Source organism: Frigoribacterium sp. CFBP 13729, assembly GCF_014841875.1.
GTDB lineage: Bacteria > Actinomycetota > Actinomycetes > Actinomycetales > Microbacteriaceae > Frigoribacterium.
On sequence record NZ_JACYUR010000001.1, the window covers coordinates 613,825 to 627,774 of the forward strand.

At 72.2% G+C, this 13,950-nt stretch carries 12 protein-coding genes, 2 pseudogenes and 1 riboswitch; of the genes and pseudogenes, 7 read left to right on the forward strand and 7 right to left on the reverse strand.

Going from position 1 to position 13,950, the window contains the following annotated elements; translation table 11 throughout:
* Positions 1–13: 13 nt before the first annotated feature.
* The 5 genes from IFT77_RS02720 to IFT77_RS02740 form a co-directional block, all read right to left on the reverse strand.
* Positions 14–946: an ABC transporter substrate-binding protein gene (locus IFT77_RS02720; RefSeq protein WP_192041843.1), complete on the reverse strand. Its 933-nt coding sequence runs from the start codon at positions 944–946 to the stop codon at positions 14–16.
* A complete protein-coding gene (locus tag IFT77_RS02725; protein WP_192041844.1) occupies positions 943–1,683 on the reverse strand; it encodes an ABC transporter permease subunit in 741 nt (246 codons plus the stop codon). The genes IFT77_RS02720 and IFT77_RS02725 overlap by 4 nt, the downstream gene beginning before the upstream one ends.
* On the reverse strand, positions 1,680–2,408 hold the full coding sequence (locus IFT77_RS02730; RefSeq protein WP_192041845.1) for an ABC transporter permease subunit: 729 nt from the start codon (positions 2,406–2,408) through the stop codon (positions 1,680–1,682). Before IFT77_RS02730 ends, IFT77_RS02725 begins: the two co-directional genes overlap by 4 nt.
* The gene (locus tag IFT77_RS02735; protein ID WP_192041846.1) at positions 2,405–3,310 is read right to left on the reverse strand and encodes an ABC transporter ATP-binding protein; all 906 of its coding nucleotides are present in this window, start codon (positions 3,308–3,310) and stop codon (positions 2,405–2,407) included. The genes IFT77_RS02730 and IFT77_RS02735 overlap by 4 nt, the downstream gene beginning before the upstream one ends.
* A 132-nt stretch (positions 3,311–3,442) precedes the next feature.
* Complete coding sequence (locus IFT77_RS02740; RefSeq protein ID WP_123546190.1) at positions 3,443–4,090, reverse strand: TetR/AcrR family transcriptional regulator; 648 nt, start codon at positions 4,088–4,090, stop codon at positions 3,443–3,445.
* Between the two features lie 137 nt (positions 4,091–4,227).
* On the opposite strand from IFT77_RS02740, the gene IFT77_RS02745 reads away from it, so the two are divergent.
* The 7 genes and pseudogenes from IFT77_RS02745 to IFT77_RS02775 form a co-directional block, all read left to right on the forward strand.
* Positions 4,228–4,950 carry an SOS response-associated peptidase gene (locus IFT77_RS02745; RefSeq protein ID WP_192169158.1) on the forward strand — a complete coding sequence of 241 codons (723 nt, stop codon included), beginning with the start codon at positions 4,228–4,230 and terminating at the stop codon, positions 4,948–4,950.
* Between the two features lie 44 nt (positions 4,951–4,994).
* The gene (locus IFT77_RS02750) at positions 4,995–6,047 is read left to right on the forward strand and encodes an App1 family protein (protein WP_192041848.1); all 1,053 of its coding nucleotides are present in this window, start codon (positions 4,995–4,997) and stop codon (positions 6,045–6,047) included.
* Positions 6,048–6,143: 96 nt separating this feature from the next.
* The gene (locus IFT77_RS02755) at positions 6,144–6,491 is read left to right on the forward strand and encodes a helix-turn-helix domain-containing protein (protein ID WP_192041849.1); all 348 of its coding nucleotides are present in this window, start codon (positions 6,144–6,146) and stop codon (positions 6,489–6,491) included.
* On the forward strand, positions 6,488–7,768 hold the full coding sequence (locus tag IFT77_RS02760) for a type II toxin-antitoxin system HipA family toxin (protein WP_192041850.1): 1,281 nt from the start codon (positions 6,488–6,490) through the stop codon (positions 7,766–7,768). The genes IFT77_RS02755 and IFT77_RS02760 overlap by 4 nt, the downstream gene beginning before the upstream one ends.
* Before the next feature lie 73 nt (positions 7,769–7,841).
* Positions 7,842–8,168 carry a DUF6504 family protein gene (locus IFT77_RS02765; RefSeq protein WP_146900249.1) on the forward strand — a complete coding sequence of 109 codons (327 nt, stop codon included), beginning with the start codon at positions 7,842–7,844 and terminating at the stop codon, positions 8,166–8,168.
* A 55-nt stretch (positions 8,169–8,223) separates the two neighbouring features.
* A riboswitch (FMN riboswitch) is annotated at positions 8,224–8,362 on the forward strand.
* 70 nt (positions 8,363–8,432) lie between these two features.
* Entirely contained in the window at positions 8,433–9,119 is a 687-nt protein-coding gene (gene pnuC, locus IFT77_RS02770; protein ID WP_192041851.1) for a nicotinamide riboside transporter PnuC, read from the forward strand.
* A 25-nt stretch (positions 9,120–9,144) separates the two neighbouring features.
* Positions 9,145–10,965: pseudogene (locus IFT77_RS02775) on the forward strand (glycoside hydrolase family 15 protein); the annotation flags it as partial.
* A gap of 42 nt (positions 10,966–11,007) precedes the next feature.
* Here IFT77_RS02775 and IFT77_RS02780 read toward each other — a convergent pair.
* Positions 11,008–12,327 (reverse strand): annotated as a pseudogene (locus IFT77_RS02780) (glucose-6-phosphate dehydrogenase); the annotation flags it as partial.
* A 185-nt stretch (positions 12,328–12,512) separates the two neighbouring features.
* On the reverse strand, positions 12,513–13,874 hold the full coding sequence (locus IFT77_RS02785; RefSeq protein WP_192169159.1) for an aromatic acid exporter family protein: 1,362 nt from the start codon (positions 13,872–13,874) through the stop codon (positions 12,513–12,515).
* Positions 13,875–13,950: the final 76 nt, after the last annotated feature.

Sequence of the window (13,950 nt, forward strand, 5' to 3'; positions counted from 1 at the left end):
TGCTCGTCGCTGGTCAGCCGACGAGCCCCTTGCTCTCGAGGAAGTCCTTGGCGATGGTGCCCTCGGACTCCTTGTCGGTCTGGCTCTTCGAGTTCATCTCCTGCAGGTCGGCCGAGGTCAGCGCCGCGTCGACCGCGTCGATGATGTCCTGTGCGCCCTGGTCGACCTTGTCCGAGACGATCGGCACCACGTTCTGCGGCAGGATCATGTTCTCGGGGTCGTCGAGGGTGACGAAGTCGTTCTCGACGATCAGCGGGCTGGCCGAGTAGAGGTCGGCGATCTGGACGCTGCCGTCCGACAGCGCCTTGGCCGTCAGCGGGCCGCCTCCGTCGTCGATCGGGGTCGAGGTGACGTCGACGCCGTAGATGCTCTTCAGGCCGGGAGGGCCGTAGGGACGGTCGACGTTCTCGGGCGGGGCGCCGAGGGCGATCGAGCCGGAGTAGTCCTTGAGGTCGGCCAGGCTCGTGATGCCGTTCTCCTCGGAGAACTCCTTCGTCACGTTGTAGCTGTCCTGGTCCGTCGCCTCGGCGGCGGTGAGGCTGGTGAGGCCGTCGGGCAGCGCGTCGGCGAGGGCCGACTCCACCTCCTCGGGCGTCTTGGCCGTCGTCTCGGCGTCGTAGAACTGGAGCAGGTTGCCGGAGTACTCGGGGAACACGTCGATGCTGCCGCCCTCGAGCTCGGGCAGGTACACCTCGCGCTGGCCGATGTCGTACTGACGGTCGACCGTGTAGCCGCCGTCCTCGAGCGCCTGGGCGTAGAGCTCGGCGATGATCTTGTTCGAGTAGTACTGCTGCGAACCGATCACGAGGGCGTCGGAGGACGACGCCGTGTCGTCGGAGCCGCTGCTGAGAGGGTCGCTCGACGAGCACCCTGCCAGGGCCACCACGGCCCCGATCGCGACTGCGCCGAGAACGGTGAGCCGGCCTTTCTTCGCTGTGTTGTTCACTGTGTTCCTTCCTGGAGGGGTGTTGCGGTGCCCGGGGCGCGTCGGGCGACGCGCGCGCGGGAGTCGGTGGGGCGCCCGGCGGTGACGCCGGCCGGGACGACGAGTCGCTGGACGACGGAGAAGACGACTTCGAGGGCCACGGCGAGGACGATCACGAGGATCGAGCCGGCCAGCATCGTGCCGTAGTCGTTGGCCCGCAGGCCGGTGATGATGTAGCTGCCGAGGCCGCCGGAGCCGACGATGGTCGCGAGCGTCGCGGTCGCGACGACCTGGAGCACCGCCGAGCGGATCCCGCCGATCAGCAGCGGCAGCCCGAGCGGCACCTCGACGCGCGTGACGATCTGCCACTCGGTCATGCCGACGGCACGGGCGGCGTCCACGGTGGAGCGGCCGACGGCCTCGAACCCCGCGTAGGCACCGGCGAGCACCGACGGGATCGCGAGGATCACGAACGCGATCATCGGGGCCGTGAGGCCGATGCCGACCCAGCCGGCGATGAGCGTGATGACGCCGAAGGTGGGCAGCGCCCGGGCTCCCCCCGACACAGCGACCGCGATCGCTCGCCCCCGACCGGTGTGGCCGATGGCGAAGCCGACGGGGATCGCGACGATCGACGCCAGGGCGACCGCCACGACCGAGTACCAGAGGTGCTCGCCGAGGCGGGTGGGGATGCCGTTCGGGCCGACCCAGCTGCTGCCGTCGCCGATGAACGCGAAGGCCTCCGCGAAGAAGTTCACGAGCGCACCGCCTCTCGACGAGACGACTGGGGCGAGGAGGCGCCGGTCTCGGTGGAGCGGGTCGACGACCGCCGCGAGGAGGCGCGGCGCGGCCTGCCGGGACGGCTCCACGGCATCAGCGCGCGGCCGAGGAGGACGAGCAGCCCGTCGAGCACGAGCGCCATGACGATGGTGATCACGATGCCCGCGAGGATCTCCTCGGGGATGTCCCGCTGGAAGCCGTCGATGAAGAGCAGCCCGAGGCCGTTGACGCCCAGCACGCCGCCGACGGTGGCGAGGCTGACCGTGCTGACGACCACGACCCGGAGGCCGGCGAGCATGACGGGGCCCGCGAGGGGGAACTCGACGCGCCAGAAGCGCTGCCAGCTCGAGTAGCCCACGGCCGTCGCCGACTGGCGCACGTCGACCTCGACGGCGCCCAGGGCGTCGGCGACCGAGCGGACCATCAGCGCGACCCCGTAGAGCGTCAGCCCGATCACGATGTTGACGGGGCTGCGGAGCGACGTGCCGACGAGGGCGGGCAGGGCGACGAACAGGGGCAGCGACGGGATGGCGTAGAACAGGCCGGCGACCGTGAGGATGCCGCGGGACACGCGGTAGCGGTTCGCGAGCCAGCCGATCGGCAGCGAGATGACGAAGGCGAGGACGACCGGAGGCACGCTGAGGGCGAGGTGCACCAGCGTCTTGTCCCAGATGTAGTCGGCGTTCGACCAGATCCAGTTCACGACGCGTGCCCACCCTGCGCCGGGGCACCCGGAGCCTGGACGGCTCCGGCCTCGCTCGGGGTCGCCGGTCTCGCGCGCGGCACGGTGCCGGGTGCCGTCAGCACGCCGGTCGTGCGGCCCTCGTCGTCGACGACGACCTGGCCGGTGGCGGTCTGCTCGATGTGCAGGGCCCGCTTGCCCCGGTTCGAGCCGACGAAGTCGGCCACGAAGTCGCTGGCCGGGTCGGAGAGGATCTCGGCGGGCGAGCCCTTCTGGGCGATCTTGCCGCCCTTCTCGAGGATGACGACCTGGTCGCCCAGCAGGAAGGCCTCGTCGATGTCGTGCGTGACGAACACGACCGTCTTGTCGAGGTCGCGCTGCAGCCGGACGAGCTCACGCTGCAGGTCGGCCCGGACGAGCGGGTCGACGGCGCCGAAGGGCTCGTCCATCAGGAGGATGTTCGGGTCGACGGCGAGGCCCCGGGCCACGCCGACGCGCTGCTGCTGGCCGCCGCTGAGCTGGCTCGGCCAGCGGTCGGCGAGCGAGCGGTCGAGGCCGACCGTGTCCATCAGGTCCAGGGCCCGGCTCCGCGCCTCCTTCTTGGAGACGCCCTTGAGCACCGGGACGGTCGCGATGTTGTCGACGACCCTGCGGTGCGGCAGCAGCCCCGAGTTCTGCATCACGTAGCCGATGCTGCGGCGGAGGCCCACGGGCTCGAGGCCGCCGATCTCGTCGCCGTCGATCTCGATCGACCCGCTGGACGGGTCGACCATCCGGTTGATCATCCTGAGGATGGTGGTCTTGCCGCAGCCGCTCGACCCGACGAAGACCGTCGTCTGACGGGACGGGATGACGAGGCTGAAGTCGTCGACGGCGAGGGTGCCGTCGGGGTACTGCTTGGTCACCGAGGTGAACTCGATCATGGGTGGCTCATTCCTCGTGGGCAGCACGAATCGACACTTGCCAGTCCCGACACTGAACCACACGACGACGGATGAGGGCCGTCCCCGCCTCGTCCGTTTCGCTGAACGGACCGTGCGGGCCCCTGCGACGCGTCAGGCGAGGGTGAGGTGCGCCTCGAGGTAGGACTTCGACACGCGACGGCACTCGTCCACGAAGCGCGCGTCGCCGTCGCCGCCGGCGAGGAACGCCCGCGCCAGGAGCGAGACGCCGATCTCGACCACGACCTGCACGGCGAGCTCGGAGTCGGCGTCGCGGACGACGCCGAAGCGCTGCTCGAACATCCCGAGCACGGCCTCGGCGAAGGGGCTCAGCGAGGAGGTGGCCTGCGGCGAGCCCGCGTCGGGAGCGTCGCTGAAGCGGATGGCCCGGAAGCCGGGTTCGTTCCGGTAGAGCTCGACCTTGGAGTCGATCACGATGTCGACGGCGCCGCGCCAGTCGGCCGCCCCGTCGGCGTCGAGGGTGTCGGCCACCCGGTTCGTCAAGCGCTGCACGCAGCGCAGGGCGAGGGCGTCGACGACCGCGATGCGGTCGGGGAAGTACCGGTAGACCGTGCCGATGGAGGCGCCGGCCCGCTCGGCGACCATCGCCGTCGTCAGGCGCTCGTAGCCGATCTCGTCGATGATCGCGGCGGCGGCGTCGAGGAGGCCGGTGAGCCGTGCGGAGCTGCGAGCCTGCACGGGCTCGTTCCTGAGCAGCGACGAACCCCCGGGCAGTGCGTCGTGGACGTCGGTGACGAGCAAGGGGTTCTCCTTCGTGCGGCGTCGCCGGGGCGACGTGGTGCGTGCGGTGCGGTCCGTGACCGGCGGGTCAGGGTCCTGAGGGGGCGTCAGGGCGACCTCGTCGACCGATGTCGGTCGCAGCCGGGAGAATGGTGCGCATGTGCGGACGATTCGTGATGGCGCGTGCCTCGAGCGACCTGGTGCCCTTGTTCGACGTCGACGTCTCGGGCGACAGTCTCCCAGACCCTTCCTGGAACATCGCTCCGACCCGCCCGGTGACGGTGCTGATCGACGCGGCGCCCCGCGGGGACGACGCGGGCGGGCCTCCCGTGCGCCGCCTCGCCGCCGCTCGGTGGGGCCTCGTCCCGGCCGGCTCCGACGGTCCGGCCGGCCCCCCGGTGTTCAACGCGCGCTCCGAGACGGCCGCCGAGAAGCCGATGTTCCGCGAGGCCCTGGCCTCGCGGCGGGCCCTCGTGCCGGCGACGGGCTGGTACGAGTGGCAGGCGCTGCCCGACGGGGGCAAGCGTCCCGTCGCCGTGCGGCTCCCCGACGACGAGGTCCTCCTGTTCGCGGCGCTGTACGAGTGGTGGCGCGACCCGGGGGCCGAGGTGGGGTCGCCGTCTCGGTGGCTGCTCTCCACGACCGTGCTGACCCGCTCCTCATCGGGTCCGCTCGCGGCCGTCCACGACCGGATGCCCGTGCTCGTCGGCGCCGACGTCATGGACGACTGGCTCGACCCGGAGGCCGAGGGCGACGACGACCTGCTGCAGGGCGTCGCGGGGCTGTCCGACGAGATCGCCGCTCGGCTCGTCGTGCACGAGGTCTCCCCCGACGTCGGCTCGGTCGCGAACGACTCCCCCTCCTTGCTGCTGCCCGTGTGAGGCCGTGAGGGCGCACGGTCGGTCGACCGTGCGAGGATGACCGGATGCCCGACATCCGAAAGCCGGCCCCGGCCGCTGTCGAGCCCCTCCTGCACCGGGCGGCGCGCATCGAGAACTCCGTGCACCGGTTCCGCGAGAAGCGGGCCCGCAAGCGCGGCCTGCGTCCGACGATCGTGCCGTACACGGGCTACGGCTCGAGCGGGTGGGTCCGCGTCCTGTCGCGCGTGCTGCTCACGCGGACCGGCACCCTCGACGGCGCCGACCGCGCGAACGTCCGCGGCTGGCGCAGCTTCACGAGCGTGCCGGTCGAGCACGCGGTCGTCGAGGTGACCATCGGCGGACGGACGCAGACGGTGACCACGGATCGCGGCGGCGTCCTCGACGTGCGGCTCGAGTCCGACCTGGCGCCGGGCTGGCACGTCGTGACGATCACGACCGAGGGCTCCCTCCCGGTGGAGGCGCCGGTCGCGGTGATCGACCCCGACGCGCGCTTCGGCATCGTCTCGGACATCGACGACACGGTCATGGTGACGTCGTTGCCGAGGCCCCTGCTCGCGGCGTGGAACACCTTCGTCCTCAACGAGCACGCTCGGCGGCCGGTGCCCGGCATGGCCGTCCTGTACGAACGGCTGCACGCCTCGTCGGGAGGCTGCCCGGTCGTCTACCTGTCGACGGGCGCCTGGAACGTCGCGCCCACGCTCTCGCGGTTCCTCTCGCGGAACCTCTACCCCAGCGGCCCCCTGCTGCTCACGGACTGGGGTCCCACGCACGACCGTTTCTTCCGGAGCGGTCGACTCCACAAGCAGGGCTCGCTCGACCGGCTGGCGGAGGAGTTCCCCCAGGTGCGGTGGCTGCTCGTCGGCGACGACGGGCAGCACGACGAGGAGCTCTACGGCCGGTTCCTGCACGACCACCCCGAGAACGTGGCCGCGGTGGCCATCCGCGAGCTGTCGCCGAGCGAGGCCGTGCTGGCCGGAGGGCGGTCCCGGTCGGAGCACGCCCAGGGCACCGATGTCGCCTGGGTGTCCGCGCCGGACGGCGCCGGCCTCTGGGACCAGCTGACGGAGGCAGGGGTCGTCACCGCCCGGACGCCCTGAGCCGTCGCGAGAAGTTGCGGTCCTGCTATGACGGGAAATCCGGTTGTCAGGACGCGATATGGCTCTTATGATCGGAAATCCACGTACAGGAGGACCATGATGGATCAGCCCTTCCCCGATCCCCCCGTGCGGTCCACGGACGAGTGGGAGGCCCGGATCGGCAGCCAGGTGCGGGCGTCGCGACTCGACGCCGGGCTCGACCAGATCTCGTTGGCACGCCGGGCCGACCTCTCGACCAGCACCCTCCAGTCGCTCGAGAACGGCCGTGGGAGCACCCTCTCGACCCTGGTGCGCGTACTGCGGGCCCTCGGCGCCGAGGACGCCCTCGACGCCCTGGCCCCGGCGAGCGCCGTGAGCCCCATCGACGTCCTCCGGTCGGCCGACCCGGCCCCGCGTCGTCGCGTGTACCGGCCACGGGCACCGCGCGGGAGCAGCGGGTCGTGAGCTGGGTGCCGGTCCAGGCGGTCGAGGTCACGGCCTGGGGCGAGCGGGTCGGCGCGGTCGCCCTCGACCCCGCGCTCGGTGCGTACGTGTTCGAGTACTACCCCGAGTGGGCGGCGCGGGGCGTCGAGCTCGCCCCGCTGACCATGCCGGTCCGTCGGCGCCGTCACGTGTTCCCGCAGCTGCCGGAGGCGACGTTCCACCGCCTCCCCGCGTTGCTGGCGGACGCGCTGCCCGACGACTTCGGGAACGCCGTGATCGACGCGTGGCTGGCGCGGCAGGGCGTCGGGCGGGGGGCGGCGACGCCGCTCGACCGGCTGGCCTACATGGCGGACCGGGCGATGGGCGCCCTCGAGTTCCGGCCGTCCCGGGGGCCGCGTCACCGGACCGCGAGCGCGGTCGAGCTGAGCGACCTGGTCGCGGGTGCGCGGAGCGTCCTCGATGCCGAGTTCTCGGACGACCGGGAGAACGAGTCGGCGGTCCGCTCCCTCATCCAGGTGGGGACGTCGGCGGGAGGGGCCCGGGCCAAGGCCGTGGTCGCGTGGGACCGCGAGACCGGCGAGGTCCGGTCCGGCCAGCTGCCGGCTCCCGAGGGGTTCGAGCACTGGCTGCTGAAGCTCGACGGCATGGGCGCCGACTCGGAGCTCGGGCAGGGCGACTCGTCGGGCAGGGTGGAGCTGGCGTACTCGGCGATGGCGGGGGCGGCCGGCATCGACATGGCCGAGTGCCGGCTGCTCGAGGAGGGCGACAGGGCCCACTTCATGACCCGGCGCTTCGACCGGCTGCCGTCGGGCAAGGCGCACACGGTGACCCTCTGCGGCACGGCGCACCTCGACTTCCGTCAGCGGCAGGTCCACGACTACGGGCAGCTGTTCGACGTGGCGACCCGTGTCGTCGGGCGGGAGGCGCTGCCGCAGGCGTTCCGGCGCATGGTGTTCAACGTGCTGGCGGCGAACAACGACGACCACACGAAGAACACGTCGTTCCTGCTCCGGTCGGCGACGTCGCCGTGGGAGCTGGCGCCCGCGTACGACGTGACGTTCGCGCACAACCCGACGGGCCGGTTCACGTATCAGCACCTGATGGGGGTCGACGGCGTGTGGCGCGACCCCGCCGAGGCGGACGTGATGCGCCTGGCAGACCGCCACCTCGTGCCCGGCGCGTCGGACATCGTGGCGGAGGTGCACGACGCGGTCGCCGGCTGGCGCGGCTTCGCCGACGAGGCCGGGGTGCCGGGGGGCGTCGCGCGTCACGTGCAGGAGAGCCTGCTGCCCTGGTGACGGAGGCCCCTGGCCGATGTCGGGGGCCCGACCTACACTCGAGGTCGAACACACGTTCGAACGAGGAGGCGGCATGAAGGTCGACGAAGCGGTGCCGGTCGAGACGACCGAGGGCGGGGCGCCGTTGCGGTTCGTCTGGCGGGGGGTCGTGTACGGCGTGGTGAGCCCGCCGGAGCGGTGGGTCACCCGACGCGAGTGGTGGCGATCGGCGGCCAGGGCGCCCCGGGGCGCCGGGGAGGCGCTGCTCGAGCTGCCGGTCTGGCGGGTCGACGCGCTGCCGCTGACCGACGGGGCGCACCGGGTCGACGGCACCTTCGACCTCGCCCGCGACGGTGCCGACGGCTCGTGGCTGCTGCTCGGCGTGTTCGACGACCGGGTCGAGCAGCAGCTGTTCGCGTGACGTCGCGAGACGCCCGGGGCCCTCGGGAATGCCCGGGGTGCAAGACTCGTTCTCACGAGTGCTTCGGGGACGGTGTGATTCCGTACCGGCGGTGACAGCCCGCGACCCTCTCGACACCGAGAGGCTGATCCAGTGACAGCCCTGCGAGGGCCATTCTGGAGCCGACAGTAAAGTCTGGATGAGAGAAGCGAGCGTCGATCGCGCCTGCGGTCGCGCCTCCCCGATCCGACGACGCCCGGCGTCGTCACCGACGAGGAGGACACGATGACCCTGATCCGCTGGCTGTTCGACGCACAGCTCGTCCTGGGCGACCAGACGATCCTGTGGCGCGAGGTGATCGGCAACGTCTTCGGCCTGCTGAGCGCCCTCGGCGGGATGCGCCGCAAGGTGTGGGCCTGGCCGGTCGGCATCGTGGGCAACGCCCTGCTGTTCACCGTGTTCCTCGGGGCCGTCTTCGACACCCCGAACCCCGTGAACCTCCTCGGCCAGGCAGGGCGCCAGGTGATGTTCATCGCGGTGTCGATCTGGGGCTGGTACCGCTGGAGCCGCTCCCGCGACGGAGGCGCGAGCTCACCTGTCGAGCCCCGCTGGGCCGGCGCGAAGAACCGGGTCGTGCTCGTCGTGGCCCTGTTCGGCGGCACCGCCGTCCTCACCCCCGTCTTCAGCGCCCTGGGCTCGTACGAACCCGTGTGGGCGGACGCCTGGATCTTCACGGGCTCGCTGCTCGCCACCTGGGGCATGGCCAAGGGCTGGGTCGAGTTCTGGCTGATCTGGGTCGCCGTCGACCTCGTCGGCACGCCCCTGCTCTTCAGCGCCGGCTACTACGCCTCGGGCCTCATGTACGTCTTCTACGGCGCCTTCACCCTGGTCGGCTTCTTCGTGTGGGCGCGCACCCGCCGCAGCAAGCCGCAGGTCGAGACCCTCTGGCCCGACCCGACGCTGCAGCGCTGAGACCTGTCGGAGCCGCCGCTGGCAGGATGTGCCCATGCCCCTGGCCATCGAGAACTACGCGCTCATCGGCGATCTGCACACCGGCTGCCTCGTGGGCACCGACGGCAGCATCGACTGGCTCTGCCTGCCCCGCTTCGACTCGGCGTCGACCTTCGGCGCCCTGCTCGGCGACCACGACTCCGGCCGGTGGCTGGTCGCCCCCCGCGACGCCGACGCCACGTCGACCCGGCGCTACGTCGACGGGACCTTCGTGCTCGTCACGACCTGGACCACGCCCACCGGGGTGGTCGAGGTCACCGACCTGATGCCCTACGGCGACCGACGGGCCGACGTGGTCCGGCGCGTGACCGGCGTCTCCGGCACGGTGACGATGCACGTCGACCTCGCCATCCGCTTCGGCTACGGCACGGCCGTCCCGTGGGTGCGCCAGGTGCCCGAGGCCGACGGGACCGCCCTGGTCGCCACGGCGGGGCCGGACGCGGTCGTCGTCCGGGGCCCGCGCCTCACCGCCACCGACCACACCCACGAGGCGGACTTCGAGGTCGCGGCCGGCGAGACCGTCGACCACAGCCTCACCTGGTACCCCTCGCACCGGGAGCCGCCCACCGCGATCGACGTGACGGCCCGGATCGACGAGACGGTCACGTGGTGGCAGCAGTGGGCCGCCCGGTGCACCGCTCCCCCCGTGTACGAACGGGAGGTGCACCGGTCGCTGCTCATCCTTCGCGCGCTCACGAACGAGGACACCGGCGGCATCGTGGCGGCCGCGACGACGAGCCTGCCCGAGCAGTTCGGCGGCTCACGGAACTGGGACTACCGCTACGTCTGGCTGCGCGACGCCTCCATGACCCTCCAGGCGCTCATCCTGCACGGCTACGCCGAGGAGGCCGACCGGTGGCGCGGCTGGCTGCTGCGGGCCATCGCCGGCGACCCCGCCGACGTGCAGATCATGTACGGCCTGGCCGGCGAGCGCTACCTGCACGAGAGCGAGCTCGGCCAGCTGCCCGGCTACGACGGCGCCTCCCCCGTCCGCATCGGCAACGCCGCCTACAAGCAGTACCAGGGCGACATCTTCGGCGAGGTGATGGTCGCCCTGCACGAGGCCCGGCTGCTCGGCGTCGAGGAGACCGAGTACTCCTGGCCGCTCCAGCGCGCCCTGATGCAGTACGTCGAGGACAACTGGACCCGGCCGGACAACGGCATCTGGGAGATCCGGGGCGAGCTGCAGCACTTCACGCACTCGCGGGCGATGATCTGGGCGGCCCTCGACCGGGCGATCCAGGGCGTCGAGCAGTTCGGCCTCGACGGCCCCGTCGACCGGTGGCGTGCGCTCCGCGACGAGGTGCGCACCGAGATCGAGGCGAAGGGCTGGGACGCCGACCGCGGCACCTTCACGCAGTACTACGGCACGGCGGAGGTGGACGCGTCGCTGCTGCAGCTCGCCCAGGTCGGGTTCGTCGCCGCCGACGACCCGCGGATGCTCGGCACCGTCGCGGCGATCGAGGCGGACCTGCTGCACGACGGCCTGCTGCGGCGGTACCGCACCGAGAGCGGCGTGGACGGGCTGAGCGGTGCCGAGAACCCGTTCCTCACCTGCTCGTTCTGGCTGGCCGAGCAGTACGCGGCGTCCGGCCGCGTCGACGACGCGGTGGCCTTGATGGACCGCCTCGTGGGCTACTGCAACGACGTCGGCATGCTGTCGGAGGAGATCGAGGTCGCGACCGGCAGGCACGTCGGGAACACGCCCCAGGCGCTCTCGCACCTCGCCCTCGTCCGTGCTGCCGACGCCATCGCGAAGGCGCAGCAGCAGGCCCCGGCCCAGGCCCGGGCCTCTTCCTCCGCCTGAGACGGAGACGACGACGGCCGCCCTGCTCGAGGAGCAGGGCGNGTCGAGCGGCACGTCGCCGGCCTTCCAGGCCTCGATCACCGGAGCGACGATCGCCCAGCAGCGCTCGGCGACGTCGCCGCGGATCGACAGCGTCGGGTCGTCGTGGAAGATGCCGCTGAGCACCTCGCCGTAGGGGGTGAGCTCGGGCTTGCCCAGCGTGACCGACATCGTCGACTTCTCGAGGTCGAAGGGGTTGCCCGAGCCGTTGGTCGTGACGCCGAGCTCCATCGTCTCGGGGCTGATCTCGATGCGGAGCGTGTCGGGCGTCGACGAGCCGTTGAGGCCCTCCGGGAGTGCGGGCACCGGCTTGAAGGTGATCAGCACCTCCTTGCGGATCTTCGTCATGCCCTTGCCCGAGCGGAGGATGAACGGGACGCCCGCCCAGCGACGGGTCTTGACCTCGAACTCGACCTCGGCCAGCGTCTCCGTCTGGCGCTCGTTGTCGACGCCGTCCTCGTCGGCGTAGGCCGGCACGTCCTTGCCGTCGATGGTGCCGGCCGCGTACTGCGCGCGGCGGCTCGAGGCGATCGGGTCGGCGCCCTTGACCCACGTCGCACGGAGCACGCGCGCGATCTCGCTGCGCAGCTCGACCGAGTCGATGCTCGACGGGGCGTCCATCGCGATGACGGCGAGCACCTGCAGAAGGTGGCTCTGGATCATGTCGATCAGCGCGCCGGCCTTGTCGTAGTACTGCGCGCGGCCCTCGAGGCCGAGGACCTCGTCGTAGAAGATCTCGACCTTCTCGATGTTCTCGCTGTTCCAGACCGGCTCGAAGAGGCGGTTGGCGAAGCGCAGGCCGATCATGTTGAGCACCGTGGCGCGACCGAGGAAGTGGTCGGTGCGGTGGATGCGCTCCTCCGGCACGATCTTGAGCAGCTCGGCGTTGAGCTCGCGGGCACTCGCCTCGTCGGAGCCGAAGGGCTTCTCGAGCGCGAGGCGGAGGCCGTCGGGCAGGTCGATCTCGGCGAGCGCCTGGATCACCTTGGTGCTGATGGCCGGGGGCAGCGCGAAGTACATGACGGGCGTGCCCTCGGACGCCTCGAAGAGTGCCTTCAGGTGCTCGACCGTGGTCGGGTCGCCCTGGATGTACTGGCTGGACGCCAGCGTCTTCTTGGCGAGGTCGCTGCCCGCGTCGCCGTTGAAGGCGGTCGTGACGACGTCGTCCCATTCTTCGGGGCTGCGCTCGCTGCGGCCGGTGCCGATCAGCTGCACGTCGACCCCGCGGTCGCTCTTGAGCAGGCTCGCGAGACCGGGGAGGAGGAGGCGCTCGGTCAGGTCTCCCGAGGCTCCGAGGATGATGAGGGTGGTGGTGTCTGTCACAGGTACGGCTTCCGTGAAGGCGGCGACGGGTCGCCGCTCGGTGTGTGAGGGGTACGGGCTGCCGGGCCGGGCCGGGGCGGGGTCGCGGCACGCCGTGGGCGCATCCGCGAGACCGGCGCAGGGCGCGGCAGGGCGTTCGGCGACGATGCCTCCCCCACCGTACTGCGCCCGGGCCCCGGACGCCGTCAGCGTTCGCGGGCAGCGTCCTCCGCCTCGCCGTCGGCGGGCCGGTCGTCGGCGGCCTGGTCGTCGGCTGCCACGCCGTCGGCGGCCGGGCCCTGCGCCTCCTGGCGTCGCTCGCTGTCGCGCGGCGCGGTGTCGCGGGGCGCCGTGGGGTCGTCCACGGGGCCGGTGCTCGTGGTGCCGCCGACCTCGGCAGCGGCGTCGTCGGCGTCGACGTCGCCGTCCCCGTCGAGGTCGCCGACCGCCTCGTCCTCGGGGCGGGGAGCCGTCGAGTCGTCGGGGTCGAGCGCGGCGATGATCCGTCCGAGCGAGACGGCGACCGAGACGCCGCCGCTCGTGGCGACCGTCGGCAGCTCGCGGTGCGTGTCGATGGCCCGCCAGAGCTCCTCGACGTCGCGGCGGGCGGTGACGAAGGCGTCCCGGTCGTCGCCGCCGCGCCTCCTGATCACCTCTCCGACGCTGCGGACGGCACGGGCGACGACGGGGGCGAGGTCGTCGACGATGCCGATCTGGCGGCCGATCCGGCGGCCGAGGATGCCGGAGACCTCGGCGAGGTCCTGCAGGTGGAACCCGACCCGCTCGAAGACGACGAGGTCGGCGTACTCCGAGGCGAGGTCGCGGCGGCGCAGCAGCCTGCGCGGGTTGAGGCGACGTGACTCGTCGGCGTACTGGACGGCGTCGCGGACGTGCCGCAGGGTGCTCGGCAGGACGGCGACTCGCCGCTCCCAGTCGTCGTCCTCGATCGGCCAGTCCGCCTCGAACACGGTGGCGACGTCGTCGGCGCGGTCGGCGAGCGACGCCTGCACGAGCCGGAGCCGGCGCTCGGCCCGACCGGTGTAGAGCGGCGGCACCAGGACGAGGTTGACGACGACGCCCACGGCGACGCCCACGCCGATCTGCACGACGTAGCCGGTGGAGTAGTCCTCGGCGTTCGCCCCGCCCAGCAGCAGCACGAAGAGGCCGGCGGTCAGCACCCAGTCGCGGCCGGCACCCAGCCAGCGGATCCCCGCGATGAGGGTGCCGAGGCCGACGACGAGCGCCACGGCCAGCACGCCCGGCTGCCCCTCCTGCAGGGCGAACACCGTCGTCGCGAGCAGCACCCCGATCACGAGGCCGAGGATCGTCTGCAGCCCCTGCTTGAGCGACGTCTTGACGGTCGGCCAGAGCGCCAGCACGGCCCCGAGCGGGGCGTAGTAGGGGTACTCGGCGGCCACGCCGGGCACGTGGGGCGCGATCCAGTAGGCCAGGGCCGCGGCGAGCGCCCCCTTCGCGGCCATGAGGAGGCGCGGCTGGGCCAGCAGCGTCCGCGTCCACCGGGTGGCGGTCCGGGCGGGGTCCTGGGCGGCGGCTCGTCGGTGGGGCATCCGACGATGATGACAGCAGGGCGCGGTCGCCGTCCGGGGTCGTCGTGCGGTCGCCGCTCGGGTCGTGGTCCGGTCG

Excerpts from the sequence above, each read along its gene's own strand:
- IFT77_RS02785 (WP_192169159.1), bottom strand. The coding sequence starts at position 13,874 with ATGCCCCACCGACGAGCCGCCGCCCAGGACCCCGCCCGGACCGCCACC.
- IFT77_RS02755 (WP_192041849.1), top strand. The coding sequence starts at position 6,144 with ATGATGGATCAGCCCTTCCCCGATCCCCCCGTGCGGTCCACGGACGAG.
- IFT77_RS02765 (WP_146900249.1), top strand. The coding sequence starts at position 7,842 with ATGAAGGTCGACGAAGCGGTGCCGGTCGAGACGACCGAGGGCGGGGCG.
- pnuC (WP_192041851.1), top strand. The coding sequence starts at position 8,433 with ATGACCCTGATCCGCTGGCTGTTCGACGCACAGCTCGTCCTGGGCGAC.
- IFT77_RS02750 (WP_192041848.1), top strand. The coding sequence starts at position 4,995 with ATGCCCGACATCCGAAAGCCGGCCCCGGCCGCTGTCGAGCCCCTCCTG.
- IFT77_RS02745 (WP_192169158.1), top strand. The coding sequence starts at position 4,228 with ATGTGCGGACGATTCGTGATGGCGCGTGCCTCGAGCGACCTGGTGCCC.
- IFT77_RS02735 (WP_192041846.1), bottom strand. The coding sequence starts at position 3,310 with ATGATCGAGTTCACCTCGGTGACCAAGCAGTACCCCGACGGCACCCTC.